The sequence below is a fragment of the Schaedlerella arabinosiphila genome (genome assembly GCF_003885045.1).
In the GTDB taxonomy this organism is placed as follows: Bacteria; Bacillota; Clostridia; order Lachnospirales; family Lachnospiraceae; genus Schaedlerella; species Schaedlerella arabinosiphila.
The window spans coordinates 4463210-4480649 of the sequence record NZ_RHJS01000002.1 but is presented as its reverse complement, the minus strand read 5'-3'; the positions used below and the strand labels follow the sequence as shown (position 1 = coordinate 4480649).

Genomic DNA, 17440 nt, shown 5'->3' with positions numbered 1-17440 from the left:
AATGGTCATAATGGGGTGCCCTTGGGCACACTGTTATGGCCGTCCGGACTGCGGATCAAAAACGATGGATGAATAATCCGCTCCGCAGCTTGGGCTCAAACCAGGTGGACTTCGGCGGCATCAGGCGGCCGGAATCAGCCACTGAGAGCAGCTCCTCCATGGAAGTGGGATACATGGCAAATGCCGCATGCTCTCCTTCTTCGTCTGAGAGCCGAACAAGTTCTTCCAGCCCGCGGATTCCGCCTACGAATTGAATCCGGGGATCGGTCCTGGGGTCCTGAATACCGAACAGCGGGTCGAGAACCATTTGCTGCAGGATGGATACGTCCAGGTCATGAACCGGATCATGGGTGTACAGGTCTGCATGGGCCGTAAGCGCGTACCAGGCGCCGCCGATATACATAGTAATCTCACCCTTCTGCCGGGGGTGACGGGAATGGGACAGCTCCCGGATATCAAAGCGGACAGCGAGGGCATCCAGCAGTTCTTCCCGTGTGTGTCCGTTCCATCCGGTTACGACACGGTTATAGTCGCAGATCTTCAGCTCGTCCGCGGGAAACAGCACGGAGAGGAAGTAGTTAAATTCCTCGTCCCCGGTATAGCCGGGATGGGCTTCTCTGCGCCGGAGTCCGGCTTTTACGGCGGATGCGGCCCGATGATGGCCGTCTGCGATATAAATATGCCCAACCTGGGAAAATAATTCCGTAACGGTTTTTATATTCTGACTGAGTGTCCATACCTGATGACGGACGCCGTCCTCTGCCGTGAAATCATAGAGGGGCGGGGCTTTCTTCGCGGCTTCTGTGAGCTGCTTTAATTCCGGCCGGGGCCGGTAGGTCAGAAAAATAGGGCCGGTCTGGGCGCTCATGGTGTCTACATGCCGAATCCGGTCCAGTTCTTTTTCTTCTTTGGTGTCCTCGTGCCTGCGGATGGTTCCGTCCAGATAATCGTCGATGGATGCACATCCTACAATGCCGGTCTGGGTGCGCCCGGCATAGGTCAGGGCGTAGAGATAATAGCAGGGCTGGGGATCTTCGATAAACTCCCCGGCCGAGAGCATTTCCTGGAGGGTGTCCCGGGCGCGCTCGTAAACCTGCTGGGAATATATGTCCGTGTCATCCGGAAACTGAGTCTCGGGCCGGTCTATTTTTAAAAAAGAAAGGGGGTTCTGCCTGACAATCTCTTTGGCTTCTGCCCGATTGTAAACGTCGTAGGGGAGGGCGGCGATGGAGGAGGCTTTTTCCTCTGACGGCCGCACGCTTCTGAAAGGACGAATGGTTGCCATAAATGGTTGCTCCTTTTCTGTATTGCACAATCTTATGCCGTATCCGGCAGACGTATTGCATGCCTTCTTATTTTATGCAATTATGGGGTGCATGTCAATTGGTTCTGCTGGAAAAAGTGGAAAAGATCTTACGATAGGCTGCTGTGAACACCGTAGATGTGAACAGCGGCGAACAGATAAAAATAAGGCTGAAACACTGTAAGCAGTGCAACAGCCTTATTTTTTAGTTCAATTCCACAAGCATTTCTATCTCTACCGGGATATTTCCGGGCAGGACATTGACTCCGACCGCGCTGCGTGCGGGCTTTCCGGCTGATTCGCCGAACAGGTCCAAAAGAAGCTGACTGCCGCCGTTTGCTACCTGGGGCTGCTGGGTGAAGGAATCATCACTGGCTACGAAAGCAAGTACCTTTACAAAACGCTTGATTTTGTTCAGGTCTCCTGTTTTCGCTTCCAGATTGGCCAGCAGATTGAGTATACAATTACGGGCAGCCTGCTGGCCTTCTTCCAGTGTCAGATCGGCTCCAAGCTTTCCCTCGAAGGTGGTCTCACCCTGGGGGCCGCAGCCGCTCATGTATAACAGATTGGAACCGAACTCCATGACGGGAGTATAGATCCCTCCGGCCGGTCCTGGTTTTGGAAGCTGAATCCCGAGTTCTTTCATTTTTTCATACACATTTGCCATACGATACATCCTCTTTTCTTTTATATTCGGTGCAGCCGGAAAGCTTTGCATTCTGTATGGAAAAGCTGTCTGCCCCATCACGGAATTGGCCGGATGCCGTGCGGTGAATGCACGGCACCGTGCGAACAATATCTCCGGAACACCGTTTTATACAAAGGAAGCGTGAAGGCAAAAGAGAAGCTTCCGTGCTTCCAGAGTATCTAATCAGAGGCGGACGGCGGCATTCTGCAAAGAATCTGAGGGGTTGCGGGTGCGGTGCCGTCCATGCCGAATGAAAGCTCCAGCCGGAAATAATCAGACCGAATATAACTCTCTACAAATTCGGCCGGGGTTTTGTCATCCAGGTATCCAAGACGCTCCGAGTAGCATACATAGTCGTTCTCATTGCAGTTCAGCAGCTTCGCGGTGTGGGGTGAGATATTTACAAAGCTGTAGGTATCTTTGGCTCTGGCCGGCGCATATCCGTATTTATTGCGGAGCGTATCGTAAAGGGAATCTCCGATGTCGGACGCCTGCAGCCCCTCGTAGAGATGAGGATTCAAAAAGCTGATAACCAGAGCGACGGGCCGGTAATTGTCTGATACCAGCCGCTTGTACCGAATGACATGTTCCTGATCATTCAATGAAAAGAAAATCTTGGCCCTGGGGGCGGGAGCAGTCTGTGAAAAACCAAGCAGCCTGCTGGTTGAAACATGTCCGGCGCGTTTGATATCTTCGGTAAAGGAAGGAAGGTTATCGTAGACACGCGCGATACGTTCGGAGACAAAAGTGCCTTTTCCCTGTTTTCGATACAACAGTCCTTCATAAACCAGATCCATGATCGCCTGTTTGGCTGTGCCGCGGCTCACCTCAAACTGCCTTGCCAGCTCCAGCTCGCTGGGCATTTGCGCATGCGGCTGGGCTTCCGTAATCAGATGCCGTAAGTGCTGCTTGATTTTTACATAATGTGGTAAATAATTATCCTGTCCCTGCATTTGTTTTATTCTCCCTGCCTTTTTAAGTTTGAACCTGGCACAAAATATGATAGTTAGTTACTGCGAATAGTAACGGTATTTATCGCCTGGTTCAATGATAACATTGACAACTTGATTGGTCAACAAATGAATCAGCTACAGGAATAAAATAATCATACTATTTTTTAAAATGTCAAATAATATGGTTACATTATAACATTTTGTACTTGACTAGTCAACCATACAATGATATAATTCACATAACAAAAAAAGAAAAAGGAGGAAACATTATGAAGAAGAGAATCCTTGCGGCAGCGATGGCCTGTCTGCTGCTCGTGTCACTGGCGGGATGTTCATCAGGAGGGAACGGCGGAGGCTCATCGGAAGATAGCCAGGCAGAGACGTCAGGAGAGGGCGCGTCCTCTTCCTCAGATGAAGGAACACAAGAGAAGATCAAGGTCGGGTATGATATTTATTTCCTTGGCAATTCCTGGTCCGTACAGCTTTATCAGGAATTTAAGTGGAACGCGGAGAACAATTATGCAGACAAAGTGGATGTGACTTATGTGGAATCAGACAATGACATCACGAAGCAGATTGCGAATATCGAGGACCTGATCGCCCAGGGCGTGGATGTGATCATCACGACGCCATGTGATACCACCGCATTGAACAGTACACTGCAGGAGGCAATGGACGAGGGCATCAAGGTGATTCTTCTGGCGGCAGCGATTGACGGGGATTCCTATGATTCCCTGATCACGGTGGACGAAAAGGATTTCGGGGCGACCGGCGCAAAATGGCTGGTAGAGCAGTTGGACGGCAAAGGAAAACTGATCATGCTGGAAGGGATTTCCGGTTTTTCCACCAACACACTCCGGCAGGAAGGCGCGCTGGAAGTATTTGAAGAATATCCGGACATTGAGATCGTTGCGGATGAAGATGCGGATTGGGATTACGCAAAAGCAAAAACCGTGGCTTCCGACCTGCTGGCGACATATCCGGAGATCGACGGCGTATGGTCCCAGGGCGGAGCGATGACACTGGGAGCTATTGAATCCTTCCAGGCTGCAGGCAGAGACCTGGTGCCGATGACCGGCGAGGATAACAACGGATATCTGAAGGCATGTGTGGACAATAATATGGAAGGGATCGCCGTAGGCAAGCCCACCTGGCTGACACGTGTCGCACTGGATACCGCGCTTTCTCTGATGAATGGAGAAGAGGTCAAGAAGGATAACATCTATCCGGTGGCAACGATCGCGGGGCTCAAAGAGATGGAAGAAGCATATTTCCCGGAGCTTTCCGACGACGTATGGTGCGGAACGGAATTGCCGGAGGACGTATTAAAAGAAGTGTTTAAATAATCGTCTGCTGCAATTCACGGCCGTGAACAGCAGATAATCCCTGCTGATTCACAGTTATCACATGCAGCCTGCTCGGCAGTTCAGCCTTTGAATGGATTGCCGGCGCAGGCTGCAGAGATTTTACATGGCTTTTTATGGAGGGAGCGTATGTGAAAAACGGAAGAACGATTTTAACAGGAAAAAATTTATCCAAGCAATTTAACGGAAATATTGTATTGGAAGATGTATCGATTACCTGCAGGGAAGGAAGCGCGATTGCCCTTGTAGGGGAGAACGGGGCCGGAAAATCGACCCTGATGAATATGATCAGCGGCGGATTGCAGCCTTCTGACGGTACGATCGAGCTGGACGGGAAGGCGGTCTCGTTCCGCAGCTCGGTGGATGCCAGGGAGAAAGGAATCGCATTCGCGCACCAGGAGCTCAGCCTGATGGAGGAGATGACGGTGGGAGAGAACATCATGCTGGGAAGGGAGCCGGGAAAGGGAATCTGGATCGACCAGAAAAAGCTGCACGAGCAGGCAAAAGAAATCCTGCAGGAGATCGGATATGAGATGGACGTATATGCCATGGTCTGCGACCTGTCTCCCGCGGAATGCCAGATTACGGAGATTGCAAAGGCATGGTCGTCAAACCCGCGGATCTTTATTTTCGATGAGCCGACATCCAGCCTGAATAAGGAAGAGTCTGAGATCTTGTTCGGCTTTATAAAAAAGATCCTGGAAAGGAACATCTCGGTGATCATGATCAGCCACCGGATGGAGGATATCTATAAGACCTGCGACCAGGTGGTCGTATTAAAGGACGGAAGATTTGTATTTGAGGCCCCTCTCTCAGAGACGACTGAGGAACTTCTGATCAGCAAGATGGTGGGACGTGATTTTAAAAATGTATACCCGGAGAGGCGAAAAGACAAAGCGGAGAGGATAAAGGTTTCGATCAGGAACGGAGCGGTGGGAACCCGTGTGAGAGGGATCAATATTGATGTGCCGGAGGGAACCATTGTCGGGATCGGAGGGCTGGAAGGGCAGGGGCAGCGGGAGCTGAGCAGAGCGCTGTTCGGACTGGCCCGGTTTACCGGCGGGGATTATTTCATCGATGGGAAAAAAGTGAAGATCCATTCCCCGGCCGATGCGATCAGGCATAAGATCTCATTTGTGCCCGAGGACAGGAAGTCGGAGGGGCTTTGTCTGGCATTGTCTGTGAGGGAAAATATTTTGTCCATGGTGCTGAAAAAAAATTCCCGGTTCGGATTTATGAATAAGAAGGCGGAAGACAAGGATACTGAAGAGGGAATCCGGCAGCTCGGGATCAAGGTGGGCCATCCGAGGATGAAGGTATCCAGGCTGTCAGGCGGAAACCAGCAAAAAATCGTATTTTCGAAATGGATCAAAACGAATCCGGAGATTTTATATCTGAATGAGCCTACCAGGGGAGTGGATGTACAGAGCAAACTGGAGATTTATGCTTTGATCCGGGAACTGACCAGACAGGGGGTAAGCGTGGTCATCTTTACCAGCGATATGATGGAACTGATCGGATTGTCTGATGAGATCTACATTATGTATGAGGGCAGGATATCCGGCCAGATCAGCGGCAGGGAGGCCACGGAGGAACGGATTATGCAGTACAGCGCGAAGAGAGCGCACACAGAAACAGAAGGGGAAGGAAGTGAGAGCGTATGACGGGATCCGTAAAAAAACAGGTAAAGCAGGCGGTTCCATCCATGGCGGTACTTGGGGTCATGATCGCTGCAGCGGCGATTTTGTCCCCGACATTCCGAAATGCGTACAATATCCGGAATATTGCCGCCCAGGCGGCGGTTCTATCCGTGGTGGCGATTGCCCAGTGCAAGGTGCTGTTCATCGGCGGTATTGATATGTCTGTCAGCAGCGTGATCTCTTTCAGTACGATCCTGGTTGCGCTGTTCAGCAGGGATACCATGCATACGGCGCTGTTCAGTATATTGCTTGCGCTGGCAGCAGGCGCTCTGACAGGGCTGATCAACGGGATCGGAATTGTGACGTTCCAGATTCCGGCCATGATCATTACGATTTCCACCCAGGCATTTTTGAAAGGGATCTGCCTGATCCTGATGCCCGGCAGCGGCGGAAAGGTGAACGCGGAATTTGCGGCATTTTTGAAAACCCGGATCGGCATTCTGAATATATCGATCCTGCTGGCAATCGCCATGTATATTCTGGCTTTCTTTATTCTGCATTACACCAGGTTCGGACGGAATATCTATGCCATAGGAAACGGGGAAGTCTATGCGGAGCAGTCCGGCATCAAGGTGAAAAAGAATATCCTGATCGTGTATATGATTTCCGGTATGATCGCGGCTTTTGCGGGGGTTCTCCTTTCTGCAAGGATCTCCACGGGAAACCCGCTGGTGGGGGACAGCTACGCGATGGACTCCGTGGCAGCGGCGGTTGTAGGGGGCGTATCCATGAACGGCGGCGTGGGCAGCGTGGTCGGCGCGTTTTTTGGAGCGGTGATCCTGACGCTGATCAACAACATTATGAATAATATGGGGATTTCACCGTATTTTCAGTATATTGCAAAGGGAATCGTACTGGTAGCGTCTCTCATGATCTTCCAGATAAAAAGAAAGGAGATAAAGTGATATGCAGGCAATGAAAGAAAAATTCAGGTATTCGAATTTTCCATTCGGGGTTTATGCACTTTTTGCCGCGATTATTCTTGTGTTTCTCCTGTCTACAAACGGAACGGTTTCCCCAACGCATTTACTGAATATTGCCCGTTCTGCGGCGCCCCTCGGCATCGTGGCTATGGGACAGACGATTGCGCTTCTTGCCGGAGGGCTGGATCTGTCTGTGGGGGCGACGATTTCCATGGTCAATCTGGTGTGCGCGTCGATCATGAATGGAAGAAGCGAACGCATTTTACCGGGCATTCTCATTTCCCTGGGGCTGTGCGCCATGATCGGACTGGCCAACGGGATTATCATCACCAAGTTTAAAATGCAGCCGTTTCTGGTCACAATGGCAATGTCAATCATTATTGAGGGCGGATATTACGTGTATACACAGGGCATCCCCAGCGGCAATATTCCGAAGTCTTTCCGCTACCTGGCGGAGGGCTGGTGGGGAAGTCTTCCGGTGGCATTTGTCATCTGGATCGCGCTGTGGGGGCTTTTGTCTTTGATCCTGCGGAAGACAACCTATGGAAGAAGGCTGTATTTTACAGGCGCAAGTCCGGTTGTGGCGAAGCAGTCCGGATATCCGGCAGACGGGATTCTGATCTCTGCCTATGTGCTTACCTCGCTTCTGGCAGGACTTGCGGGGCTGATGCTGAGCGCATACGTTGGGGTGGCTTCCATGGGAGTGGGAACAGAGTACACGTTAAATTCCATCGCGGCTTCCGTAATCGGAGGGGCGGCATTTACAGGAGGAATCGGCTCGCTAGAGGGAACATTTCCGGGCGTTATGATCCTGGTCGTGCTGCAGAGCCTGATGACCATTCTGGGAATTTCAAACGCGGGGCAGTATTTGAGCCAGGGGCTGGTGATCGCGGTGATGGTTGCGGTAAACCAGTTTCAGATGAAGAAAAATAAATAAAAGCATAATAATAGAAGGAGGGACTGCAATGGGTTTCGTAAGATTGATGACAGGAGATATTGCCCCGGAAAAGCTGGGGTTTACATATGCCCATGAGCATATTGTCTGCCGGCCGGGTCACTGGCTGGAGAGAAAGGAAGAGGACCTGCTGCTGGATGACCCCGAAAAAAGCAGGCAGGAGGTGGCGGCGGCGAAAGCCTGCGGGGTGGAGACTCTGGTTGACGCGACTGCCATAGATTACGGACGGGACCCGCAGGCAGTCTATGACATTTCCATGCGTACCGGAATGCAGGTGATCGGGACGGCGGGATTTAACAAGGGATTTTTATGGGACGCCAAAATGCCCGGGGAAAACAGGACCTACGAGGAGTGGATTGAGGGCAGCAGTGTGGACGAGCTGACAGAATTTGTGATTCGGGAAGTGAACGTCGGGATGCAGGAAACGGGCATCAAAGGCGGACAGGTTAAGTTCGGCACAGGATATAACAGCATCAGCCCCCTGGAAATCAAAACCCTGCGCGCGGCGTGCAGGGCGCATCTGGCAACGGGGGCTCCGGTGCATTCCCATACGGAGGCCGGTACCATGGCGTTGGAGCAGCTGCGGTATCTTCGGGAAGAGGGAGTGGACCCGCACAATGTGAGCTTTGGACACATGGATCGGAATCCGGACACATACATGCATTTAAAACTGGCGGATACGGGCGCGTTTCTCTGCTTTGACGGGATTGCCAAGGTAAAGTATAACCCGGAATCCATCCGAATCCGGTGCATACTGGAGCTGGCAAAGCGGGGATACCAGAAGCAGATCCTGGTCAGCGGGGATACGGCAAGGCGCAGCTATTACCACAGCTATTCTTATGCGGTGGGACTTCCTTATATAAAGGAAACCTGGGCTCCGCGTCTGCAGGAGGAAGCGGAACATGCAGGAATCAATGGGGAACAGCTTGTACAGGACATTTTTGTGAATAACCCGAGGGAATGCTTTACATTTAAGAAGGTGAGCGGATGAATTACGGTGACTTGAATCAGAAGGAAGCGAAAATTTTTTTGAATGAGGAACAGATGACGGCGCTGCTTCCGGTCGGGGCGGTGGAAGTCCACGGGGATCATCTGCCGCTGGACACGGACTGCTGCCTTGCCCGGAGGGTTGCGGAACAGGTGGAGGAACGCATGGGCAGCAGGCGCTGCCTTGTCCTTCCCTGCGTACCTTACGGGCAGGTGTGGTCCCTGGGAAATGTGCCGGGCAGCATCCATATACCGGACGAGGTGCTTACAGACTATCTGTACGGGATCGCAAAAAGCCTGGAGCATGCCGGACTCAAAAGGCTGGCGGTGATCAACGGGCATGTGGGAAACGGGAGTGCGGTCAAGGAAATGATGCGGAAAGCATATGAAAAACTGGACATGAAAATATTTCAGTTTACGTATCCGGGAGCCGCGGATGTAATCGGGCGGGTCTGTACTTCCAAACGTCCCCACAAGGTTTATTTTCATGCGGATGAGATCGAGACGTCTTATATGCTCTACCTATGCCCGGAAAAGGTACGGATAGAGGAGGCGGTTTCGCAGGACGTTACATTTCCCGCGGATTATGAGTATACGCCGGTTCGATGGAGCGATTTTATGGAAACAGCGGTGCTGGGCGACGCGACGGCGGCAAGCGGGGAGAAGGGAAAGCAGATCATTGATGCCGTGGTGGACAATATTGTGAGGATTCTGAAGGGAGAAAACTGATATGGCATATATTTTAGCCGCAGACCTGGGTTCCACACAGCTAAAGCTGATGCTTATGGATGAGACAGGGGCAGAGGTTCTGACGGTTTCTGAGAAATATCCGACAAGGACGGCCTGCGGCCATAAAGTGGAGCAGGATACGAATGACTGGGAGCGGGCGCTGCGGTCAGGAATTTTGCGGCTGAAGGAGAGGGAAGATCTGAAAAAAGTGGAAATCCTTTCTTTTTCAGGACATATGAGCGGGGTGGTATTGCTGGGCTGTGACGGTACGGCGCTGCACCCCTGCATCATGCTGTCGGATTCCAGAAGCCAGAAGCAAAGCGAGGCTCTGCTGGAACAGATGGGCGAGACCGTAAAATATAAAACGGGAAATCCAATCAACAACGCGTTTTCACTGCCGAAGCTGCGCTGGCTTTCCGAAGAAAGGCCGGAGCTTTTTCAAAAGGCGAAGGCGTGGCTTTCCCCAAAGGATTTTCTGCGGTATCGGCTGACCGGGAAATGTGTTACGGACTATACGGATGCCTACAACGCGCTGTGCATCGATCCCGGCACAATGGACTGGGATCAAGAGGCGGTCAAGGCGTGCGGCTTGAGAGAGTCGCTGTTTCCGCCGATATGCAGCCCGTTTGATATTGTGGGAAAAGTGTCTGCAGAAGGGGCGGCACGGTTCGGACTTCCGGAAGGGCTTCCTGTAGCCTGCGGCGGTGCGGATATGGCCTGCGCCGCGCTGGGAATGGGACTTTCCGAACCGGGAGACGGAGCCCTGACGCTGGGAACCTGCGCCACATTTTTGTCCATGGTTCCGAAGGCTGACACCAGGTATTACGGGCAGGTGACCTTCCACCCTCATGTGACAAAGGGAAAAATGTACGCGTTGGGATCGCATTTTAACGGAGGCGCGGCGGTGAACTGGCTTCTGGCACGGCTGTCGGAGAAAGAGGAGGCAGATTATGGGCTGATCCGGGAATTGGCGGAAGCGGCTTCGGATGTGCCGCCGGGAAGCCATGGACTGGTTACAATCCCGTTTCTGGCCGGGAGCGGTTCACCCAGATTCTGCGGGGCCGACAGGCAGCACATGATTGGGATGCGGATCAGCACGACAAGGGGGGAGATCTTCCGCAGCCAACTGGAAGGGGTGACGTACAACCTGCGCCAGTCCTTTCTGATATTTCAGGAGATGGCAAGGCTTACGACACTGACTCTGGCGGGAGGCGGAATCCATATCGACCTGTGGACAGACATGATCGCGGACATATTTGGGATTCCGGCGGCAATTGCGGGAAATCCGGATGTATCCACCACAGGAGCGGCCATAATCGGCGGTACGGCGGCCGGAATGTTTGAGGACGCAGGTGAGACCGCCCGGAAAAGGATGCGGATTTTGGAAGTAAAATATCCGAATCCCGAACATCAGGAACTGTATCAGGCAGCCTACGAGCGTTTCCTGAACTATAATGAAATGATGCACAGGCTGGATTTAGAATACTGATCAAGGTATGAACTGTAACGGATTCAGAGGAGCGAGATGGACAGAGAGACCGTATTTAAAATACTGGAAAAATTAATCGCGATCAATACGGCAAATCCGCCGGGCAATGAAAAAGCGGCTGCAGAGTATCTTTATGAATTATTCTGTGAAGAGAAAATATCTGCCCGGATACAGGATTTGGGAAACAACCGGGCAAACCTGACAGCGTCCTATGGAAACGGGGAGCCGGAGATCATTTTCTGCGGGCATCTGGACGTGGTGCCTGCGGCGGAGGACTGGCAATTTCCGCCGTTTCAGATGATAAAAAAAGGGGAGCGGCTGTACGGAAGGGGCACTGCGGATATGAAAGGCGGTGTCGCCGCCATGTGTGCGGTATTGCTGCAATTGTCCAGGGAGAATATTCGGCTTTCGGGGACATTGACCCTTGTATTGGTTGCGGACGAGGAGTGCGGCAATCTGGGAATGCGGCATTTCCTCAGAGAAAAAGGAAAGGCGGCGTTTGCCGTGATCGGCGAGCCTACGGAACTGCAGGTGGCGGTTGCGCACAGAGGTGTTCTGCGGGATTATGTGGATATTGCGGCTGCGCCCTACCATGCGGCCCTTCCCCTGCAGCAGCACAATGCCATGCAGGACGCGGCAAAGGCGATCAATGCGATTTTCCGGATGAATGAAGCTCTGGTGCAGTACCGGCATGCGCTTCTTCCGCCTCCGGGTATTGCCGTGACTATGGTGGAAGGGTATGAAAAGGATAATATTGTGCCGGGGCATGTGCGGCTTTTGACAGATTTCAGAGTGCTTCCCGGGATGGGCTATGAGGAATGCAGACGGTTGGAGGAACAGGCATTGGAAGGAATCGAGAACTGCAGTTTGTCGAAGCATTTTTTCATGCCGGGCGGGGAGATGGACAGCGGCCATGCTCTGGTAAAAAAATGCTGTGAGATCGGGGAGCGGGTGTTGGGAGAGCCGCAGAGCCCGGCGGCCTTTGACGCATCCTGCGAGCAGTGTTTTCTGGTCGGGCATGGGATTCCGGCGGTGATCTGCGGGCCGGGCAGCCTGAAACAGGCGCACACAAGCGAGGAGTATGTGGAGGAAGAACAGATCAGGCTGGCGGTGAAATATTATTACCAGATTGCCATGGAGTTTTTGAAAGGAGAGGAATCAAAGTGAATAGAGAGTTGGAAAAGCTTCCTACACCTGCGGTTGTAATCCATATGGATATTGTGGAAAAAAATGTGTCGGATATGCTGGAAGGGGCCTGCAGGGCCGGATTGAAGCACCGTCCCCATATCAAAACGCACCGCAGCGGATATCTGGCGGGTCTTCAGGTGGAGGCAGGCTGTAGCGGAATTACGGCGGCAAAGCTTGGGGAAGCGGAGGTGATGGCGGAAGCGGGGATTCAGGACATTTTCATAGCATATCCCCTGATCGGGGAGGACAAATTGCAGCGTCTTCTGGATCTGTCCGGGAAAGTGAAGGTATCGACACTGGTGAACAGCGCCGTGGGCGCAGGGCAGCTAAGTGATTTTTTTGAAAAGGCACATAAAAGGGTGGATGTGCTGATTGAAATAGACGGCGGTTTGAACCGGGGCGGCGTGAAACCCGGAAAAGCTGCGTTGGAGTTTGCGCGCAGCATCAGGGAGCTGGCAGGTATCCGGATCGTGGGACTGATGTATTACGGAGGGCTGGTATACAACAGCCGTAATATAGAAGAAATTCGGCAATATGCCAGGGAGGAGAGGGACACGCTGCTGCAGACGGCGAAGCTGCTGGAAGAGGACGGATTTCGGATGGAAGTATTGAGCGCCGGTTCCAGCTTTACCGGAAAGGTGCCCGAAGAGCTGCGGGGAATCACGGAAATTCGAAGCGGCCATTATATTTTCAACGACTGCGGGCAGATTGACGCGGGCCTTGTAAAACCGGATGACTGTGCCCTGCGGGTTCTGGCAACGGTGGTCAGCAAGCCGGACGAACATGTGGTGATCGCGGACGTAGGAACAAAGTCGCTGACCGGGGATGTGTGCCATTACCGGAAAGGGTATGGATGGATCTGCGGATATCCGGAGGTGGAGATCTATGCATTGAACGAGGAGCATGCTTTTTTGCGGTGCGAAGCGGAAAACCCGCTGCAGATCGGGGATAAGATTGAGATCATTCCAAATCATGCGTGTGTGGTAACTAATCTGGTGGATCGAGTATATGGATTTTACAATGGAAAATTCCGGGGAACGATCGAGATTGACGCACGGGGGAGGAGTGAATAGGAGGAAGGCAAAATGCGAAGCATTTTTTAAAGATGCCTTCCGACGACATGCCCTCGAACCATCGGTGAGGGGGCGATTCATTGTGAACAGGAGGAAGGCAAAATGCAGATACATGAACGAATCTATATTGTCGGGTCGGGGGATTCTGGGTTTGGAATTTCTCACGACCTGGACTGTACGGTGTACCTGATCGACGGGGATGGGGAGTACGCTTTGATTGACGCGGGGGCAGGGGTTGAGCCGGAATCCATTCTGCACAATATCAAAGCAGCCGGAATCCACCCTGCGCAGATATCCGGGATTTTTCTGACCCATGGGCATGGGGATCATTCCGGTGGGGCGTTTGTACTGAGCCGGGCCTGCCAGGCGGAGGTTTATGCCCTGCGGGAAACCGCGGAGTATGTTTCCGAAGGAAATCTAAAGGCGATTGCCCTGGAGGAAGCGATCCGGGCCGGAGTGTATGGGAAAGGGTATACATTTCATGCATGCCCGGTACGGCCGATATTGGAAGATACGTCGGTGCAGGTGGGGGATATACGTCTGAACGTATACCGTATGGAAGGTCACTGCAGCGGCCACGCCTGCTATGAAATGATCTGGCAGGGAAAGAAAATCGTATTTTCCGGGGATTGCATATTCAATTATGGAAAAATTGCGCTCCAGGCCATATGGGACTGTGATCTGCAGAAATATATTGAGAGCTGCAAGAGGCTGGAGGAGATCCATCCTGACGTCCTTCTGCCTGCCCATGGGGCGTTTTTGATGAGCCGGGGATACACATATATCGAAAAAGCGATGAGGAAGATCCGGGGGCTTGGGATACCGGATAATCTTATTGGGGAGTGAGAATCGTTTCTGCGCCGGAAATGGATTGGAGAACGCTTTATGTGTCGGACTGTCTATTGATTACAGGCCGTCCGGGGAGTATAATGAAACCCATACAGAGAATAAATCTATCTGAACGGCTAGAAGGTTCCTGCGGGGCTTCCAACCGTACAGGCTGGAAGAATTGAGGAGGTTTCGAGATGCTGTACGAGGACGAAAAGGATTATATCATGCGGATGATCAAGGAAATGGTGCGGGTGCTTTTTTCACTGATGCTTGGGAAGCAGTATACGCAGGTGGAGATGCCCCGGGAGAATAAGTATTCCGTATCCGGCCAGAGCCTGGGGGATCTGAAAGAAATGGTGGACCGGGGGCAGATCAATGAAGCGGAAAATATGCTGCTGGAGAATTTGAATTATGAGGAGCGGGAAGAGGTGGCTGCGGCAATCCTGTTCTATGAGTATGTAAGCCAAAAGGAAGAATGTTTTCTGGAGGAGCATGATTATTCGCTGGAGGAGGTATATGACGGGCTGATGCGCCTGGCGGAGCGTGCAGGGTATGGGGAGATGGTTCCGGGAGGTCTGCCGGAAAATGTGAATGTACCTTACAACGGCAAGCGCGATTTTTTGTGCGAAAGTGGCACAGGAAAGGAGAATACCTTTTGAAATTACCGCAGATCCGGCCCTTTTTTACAGCGAAAGCAATATCCGCTATCTGGAAAAGAAAATGAAAAATTATAAGGAATTATACCAAAAACCTGCCGCACCAATCGAATCTGATGCGGCAGGTTTTCTGCATGTTGTTTCACAAGGTATACCCAAGGGCACCCCGTTATGGCCATTCGGCCGTTTCACAAGGTATACCCAAGGGCATCCCATTATGGCCATTCGGCCGTTTCACAATGTATATCCAAGGGTACCCTATCAAAGCCCCACGGCCTTTTATAAAGTATACCATACGATCTGGTTGGCCTCCAGATCCAGGTCGAAGCTCGTCCCGTCCCCGAGGTACACGGTCGTACTCTGGGGTTCGTAGGTATTGTTCACCACGCAGTATTTTCTATTTTCAATATAGGCATGAACCTCCACGTTATAGTTAGTGGAAAACCATCTATGCAGATTCTGCTCGTCTCCGGTGCTCCAGAGGATGGCGCGGTAGAGCAGGCGGCTGTTCTCAAAGCTGTAGGGAAGGCCGCTGATATATACGGCGCGTCCGTTTCCGAAGGAATGGACCGCAAGCTGCACTTCTTTTTCACGTTCGACCAGCACCTCAGTGCCTTCCAGGGCGTAGATATTTTTCTTGCCTTCTCCGAAGTCAATCTCCCCTGACGCGTCCTCGGTGATAAAATGGCTGTGGCTGTCCCAGTTGTATTTGTCGTAGCCCAGGGTAAAGCCGCGCTCCTCCTCCACGCCGAACACGTTGGCAAGCTGGAAGAAATGGCCGTTTGCCTGGTGGGCGCTGGGCTCGCCGATGCCGATGATGCCGCCTCCTTCATATACAAACTGCTTGACAGCGGAGGAAACCTGAGGGTCGCACCACCATTCCCCGCCGGTATGGGCCGTGTCTGCGTCGCCCACATTGATGAGGACGTCGATATCCTTTAAGATGTCCGGATTTTCTTTGATATCGGCAAAGCTGATAAACCGCACGTCAAAGGGGGCGCCGGATAGGGCCTCGATGACTCCCGCATAGGAATAATTCTGTTTGAAATAAATCGCATGGTGTACCATGTGACATCCCCAGGCCCGCATTTTTCCCCAGCAGTTCAGGACAGCGACGCGTTTGACGCAGTAGGGAACGCAGCCCTTTACATTGTCGTAAAGCTCGCGAAATTCATTGCAGACTGACTCCACATAATCTACAAATTCCGGGAAATCCAGCGTCAGCTTCAAGTATCCGCCGTACCCGATCCGGTCAACGGGCTTGCGCAGGATGGCGCGGCGGGCAGTTACCCAGTTGACTTTCGCTTCTTTGACCGGATCGCCGCCTTCATGGAAGGTATCCGGGAAGAAATAGGGCAGCAGCCTTGCTTCCGTATAGGAAACCCCTTCGATGTCGCTGATCAGCCGTAGGGTGGAGCCATTTCCCACGCTTCCCACCACCGCGTCCAGGCCCACATTGCGAAATTCCTCCATAAAGGGTTCGGTGCCGATCCAGTGGTCGCCCAGGAACATCATAGCTTCTTTGCCGCATTCATGGGTAATATCGGTCATTTCTTTAACAATTTTTGCAACTTCCCTGCGCTGGAAAGCCTGGAAATCCTGAAATTCCCTGGAAGGGATGCGGTACTGGTTGTTGTAATAGCCCTGGTCAATGATGTATTCGGGGCGGAACGGGTAGCCCATTTCACGTTCGAACTGCTCCAGGATATAAGGACTGACGGATGCGGAATAGCCGTACCAATCCACGTATTTTTCACGGGCCAGTTCATCGAATACGAGGGTGAACTGATGGAAAAATGTGGTGAAGCGGAGGACATTTACATAAGGGTGCTCCTGAATGAACCGGCGCAGGCGTTCCATGGTAAATGCGTGGGTCTTGGGCTGGCGTACGTCAAAGGTGATCTGGTGCTCCACGTCCTTCCAGTCGTTGACCACCGCGTTGTACATATGAACCGGGTCCCACATGATGTAAGCCAGGAAGCTGACCGTATAATCGTGGAAGGGGACGGTGTTAAGGACGACCTCTCCCGCGGCTTCGTCGTAATGCCAGTCCGCGGTGGGTACCACATCCCCGGTGCTCCGGTCAATGACCTCCCACCAGCGGGTGATATCGTCCCGGGTGTTGGGGGTGAGCATGTCCTTATACAGGCCCTTCATCAGCGGGATGCGTAAGGAATCCGCCGCCGCGGTGTAAATGGGGGTCATAAGGTACATCTGCTGGATCTCGTCTGGGTTTGCATTTGCCCAGGCATTGTCCTTTCTGGTGGTGTAATAGGTGGAATAGACTTTGAGCCCGACGTCTTTTAACTCCTCGGGGAAATCGGTTCCGTCACAGTCACGGACTGCATCGGCGCCCCATTGTTCGGACAGGCGTATGGTATCCTCAATGATATCCATGTCTGTGGGTATGGTTACACGTCCTTTTAAATTCATAAAATCCCTCCCGTTTTTCGGTAAAAAAATGGAAATAGTTTTGGGGGTTACGTTGGTGTAAGTATATCATATAGGGGGCGGAAAGTCTATTGTGAGGTTGGATCTGGGATCTCCTGTTTGACATTCGCAGGCTGGGCTGGTATTGTTATTGGAGAATCTGAAAAATGC

General features: G+C 52.3%; 15 protein-coding genes. 11 read left to right on the top strand and 4 right to left on the bottom strand.

Annotated features, from left to right (window positions below; translation table 11 throughout):
- Nucleotides 1-55: 55 nt before the first annotated feature.
- The 3 genes from EBB54_RS21185 to EBB54_RS21175 all read right to left on the bottom strand — a co-directional run bounded on the left by EBB54_RS21185 (nucleotide 56) and on the right by EBB54_RS21175 (nucleotide 2944).
- A complete protein-coding gene (locus EBB54_RS21185; protein WP_125128871.1) occupies nucleotides 56-1285 on the bottom strand; it encodes a DUF1015 domain-containing protein in 1230 nt (409 codons plus the stop codon).
- 223 nt (nucleotides 1286-1508) lie between these two features.
- A complete protein-coding gene (locus tag EBB54_RS21180) occupies nucleotides 1509-1970 on the bottom strand; it encodes a RidA family protein (protein WP_125128870.1) in 462 nt (153 codons plus the stop codon).
- Between the two features lie 200 nt (nucleotides 1971-2170).
- Complete coding sequence (locus EBB54_RS21175; RefSeq protein WP_125128869.1) at nucleotides 2171-2944, bottom strand: GntR family transcriptional regulator; 774 nt, start codon at nucleotides 2942-2944, stop codon at nucleotides 2171-2173.
- Between the two features lie 269 nt (nucleotides 2945-3213).
- On the opposite strand from EBB54_RS21175, the gene EBB54_RS21170 reads away from it, so the two are divergent.
- The 11 genes from EBB54_RS21170 (at nucleotide 3214) to EBB54_RS21120 (ending at nucleotide 14842) form a co-directional block, all read left to right on the top strand.
- A complete protein-coding gene (locus tag EBB54_RS21170; protein WP_125128868.1) occupies nucleotides 3214-4290 on the top strand; it encodes an ABC transporter substrate-binding protein in 1077 nt (358 codons plus the stop codon).
- A gap of 149 nt (nucleotides 4291-4439) precedes the next feature.
- Nucleotides 4440-5972, top strand: a complete 1533-nt coding sequence (locus tag EBB54_RS21165) for a sugar ABC transporter ATP-binding protein (protein WP_162307177.1) — start codon at nucleotides 4440-4442, stop codon at nucleotides 5970-5972.
- The gene (locus EBB54_RS21160) at nucleotides 5969-6913 is read left to right on the top strand and encodes an ABC transporter permease (protein WP_125128866.1); all 945 of its coding nucleotides are present in this window, start codon (nucleotides 5969-5971) and stop codon (nucleotides 6911-6913) included. Before EBB54_RS21165 ends, EBB54_RS21160 begins: the two co-directional genes overlap by 4 nt.
- A gap of 1 nt (nucleotide 6914) precedes the next feature.
- Nucleotides 6915-7868, top strand: coding sequence for an ABC transporter permease (locus tag EBB54_RS21155; protein ID WP_125128865.1), 954 nt, complete (start codon nucleotides 6915-6917; stop codon nucleotides 7866-7868).
- A 28-nt stretch (nucleotides 7869-7896) separates the two neighbouring features.
- Nucleotides 7897-8877 carry a phosphotriesterase family protein gene (locus EBB54_RS21150; protein WP_125128864.1) on the top strand — a complete coding sequence of 327 codons (981 nt, stop codon included), beginning with the start codon at nucleotides 7897-7899 and terminating at the stop codon, nucleotides 8875-8877.
- Nucleotides 8874-9602, top strand: a complete 729-nt coding sequence (locus EBB54_RS21145) for a creatininase family protein (RefSeq protein WP_125128863.1) — start codon at nucleotides 8874-8876, stop codon at nucleotides 9600-9602. Before EBB54_RS21150 ends, EBB54_RS21145 begins: the two co-directional genes overlap by 4 nt.
- A 1-nt stretch (nucleotide 9603) precedes the next feature.
- The gene (locus tag EBB54_RS21140) at nucleotides 9604-11091 is read left to right on the top strand and encodes a xylulokinase (RefSeq protein ID WP_125128862.1); all 1488 of its coding nucleotides are present in this window, start codon (nucleotides 9604-9606) and stop codon (nucleotides 11089-11091) included.
- Between the two features lie 36 nt (nucleotides 11092-11127).
- Nucleotides 11128-12258 carry a M20 family metallopeptidase gene (locus EBB54_RS21135; RefSeq protein ID WP_125128861.1) on the top strand — a complete coding sequence of 377 codons (1131 nt, stop codon included), beginning with the start codon at nucleotides 11128-11130 and terminating at the stop codon, nucleotides 12256-12258.
- Nucleotides 12255-13352 carry an alanine racemase gene (locus tag EBB54_RS21130; protein ID WP_125128860.1) on the top strand — a complete coding sequence of 366 codons (1098 nt, stop codon included), beginning with the start codon at nucleotides 12255-12257 and terminating at the stop codon, nucleotides 13350-13352. The genes EBB54_RS21135 and EBB54_RS21130 overlap by 4 nt, the downstream gene beginning before the upstream one ends.
- Before the next feature lie 102 nt (nucleotides 13353-13454).
- Nucleotides 13455-14198: an MBL fold metallo-hydrolase gene (locus EBB54_RS21125; RefSeq protein WP_125128859.1), complete on the top strand. Its 744-nt coding sequence runs from the start codon at nucleotides 13455-13457 to the stop codon at nucleotides 14196-14198.
- A 179-nt stretch (nucleotides 14199-14377) separates the two neighbouring features.
- Entirely contained in the window at nucleotides 14378-14842 is a 465-nt protein-coding gene (locus EBB54_RS21120) for a DUF6483 family protein (RefSeq protein WP_193554376.1), read from the top strand.
- Nucleotides 14843-15118: 276 nt separating this feature from the next.
- On the opposite strand, the gene gnpA is transcribed toward EBB54_RS21120, so the two are convergent.
- Nucleotides 15119-17272: a 1,3-beta-galactosyl-N-acetylhexosamine phosphorylase gene (gene gnpA, locus EBB54_RS21110; protein ID WP_125128858.1), complete on the bottom strand. Its 2154-nt coding sequence runs from the start codon at nucleotides 17270-17272 to the stop codon at nucleotides 15119-15121.
- Between the last annotated feature and the right edge of the window lie 168 nt (nucleotides 17273-17440).

What these genes read in the sequence shown, in the direction of transcription:
- EBB54_RS21185 (WP_125128871.1), bottom strand. Translation starts at nt 1,285, where the DNA reads ATGGCAACCATTCGTCCTTTCAGAAGCGTGCGGCCGTCAGAGGAAAAA.
- EBB54_RS21180 (WP_125128870.1), bottom strand. Translation starts at nt 1,970, where the DNA reads ATGGCAAATGTGTATGAAAAAATGAAAGAACTCGGGATTCAGCTTCCA.
- gnpA (WP_125128858.1), bottom strand. Translation starts at nt 17,272, where the DNA reads ATGAATTTAAAAGGACGTGTAACCATACCCACAGACATGGATATCATT.
- EBB54_RS21150 (WP_125128864.1), top strand. Translation starts at nt 7,897, where the DNA reads ATGGGTTTCGTAAGATTGATGACAGGAGATATTGCCCCGGAAAAGCTG.
- EBB54_RS21125 (WP_125128859.1), top strand. Translation starts at nt 13,455, where the DNA reads ATGCAGATACATGAACGAATCTATATTGTCGGGTCGGGGGATTCTGGG.
- EBB54_RS21160 (WP_125128866.1), top strand. Translation starts at nt 5,969, where the DNA reads ATGACGGGATCCGTAAAAAAACAGGTAAAGCAGGCGGTTCCATCCATG.
- EBB54_RS21135 (WP_125128861.1), top strand. Translation starts at nt 11,128, where the DNA reads ATGGACAGAGAGACCGTATTTAAAATACTGGAAAAATTAATCGCGATC.
- EBB54_RS21140 (WP_125128862.1), top strand. Translation starts at nt 9,604, where the DNA reads ATGGCATATATTTTAGCCGCAGACCTGGGTTCCACACAGCTAAAGCTG.
- EBB54_RS21175 (WP_125128869.1), bottom strand. Translation starts at nt 2,944, where the DNA reads ATGCAGGGACAGGATAATTATTTACCACATTATGTAAAAATCAAGCAG.
- EBB54_RS21145 (WP_125128863.1), top strand. Translation starts at nt 8,874, where the DNA reads ATGAATTACGGTGACTTGAATCAGAAGGAAGCGAAAATTTTTTTGAAT.
- EBB54_RS21155 (WP_125128865.1), top strand. Translation starts at nt 6,915, where the DNA reads ATGCAGGCAATGAAAGAAAAATTCAGGTATTCGAATTTTCCATTCGGG.
- EBB54_RS21120 (WP_193554376.1), top strand. Translation starts at nt 14,378, where the DNA reads ATGCTGTACGAGGACGAAAAGGATTATATCATGCGGATGATCAAGGAA.
- EBB54_RS21170 (WP_125128868.1), top strand. Translation starts at nt 3,214, where the DNA reads ATGAAGAAGAGAATCCTTGCGGCAGCGATGGCCTGTCTGCTGCTCGTG.